Source organism: Halorubrum sp. SD690R, from assembly GCF_005435035.1.
Classification (GTDB): Archaea; Halobacteriota; Halobacteria; order Halobacteriales; family Haloferacaceae; genus Halorubrum; species Halorubrum ezzemoulense.
Genome location: NZ_SGTV01000143.1, coordinates 1 through 444, shown reverse-complemented (window position 1 = coordinate 444; position 444 = coordinate 1). Strand labels below are relative to the sequence as shown.

1 protein-coding gene is annotated in these 444 nt (G+C 63.3%); it reads left to right on the top strand.

Annotation, left to right across the window (positions count from 1 at the left end; genetic code table 11):
• Positions 1–7 precede the first annotated feature (7 nt).
• Positions 8–444: AarF/UbiB family protein (locus EXE41_RS18790; RefSeq protein ID WP_137691808.1), on the top strand; the 437-nt coding region annotated here is incomplete at its 3' end.

Below are 444 nucleotides of genomic sequence, written 5' to 3'. Positions count from 1 at the left end.
GGCGTAGGTGGTCGCTCTGGTCTCTTTGCGTGCCTACTGGCGGTTCGTCGTCGTCGCCTACCGGTTTCTGCCCCTGATCGTCGCCTACCTGCGGGATCGGCGACGGTTTCTCATCTTTGGCCGAAGCCGGCAGGTCAGCCGCGAGATGCAACGCGAGCGCGCGGCAGTACTCTTAGACACGCTGTTGACACTCGGGCCGACGTTCATCAAGCTCGGCCAGCTGCTGTCGACCCGTCCAGATATCCTGCCGAAGGCTTACATTGAGGTGCTGTCGAGTCTGCAGGACGATGTGCCGCCCGCGCCGTGGGCGGAATCAAAGCTGGTGATCGAGGAGGAGTTGGGCGCGGTTGAGGAGGTGTACGACGAGTTCGACACCGAGCCGATCAGCGGTGCAAGCCTCGGCCAGGTGTATCTCGCCGAATACGACGGCCAGCAGGTCGCCGT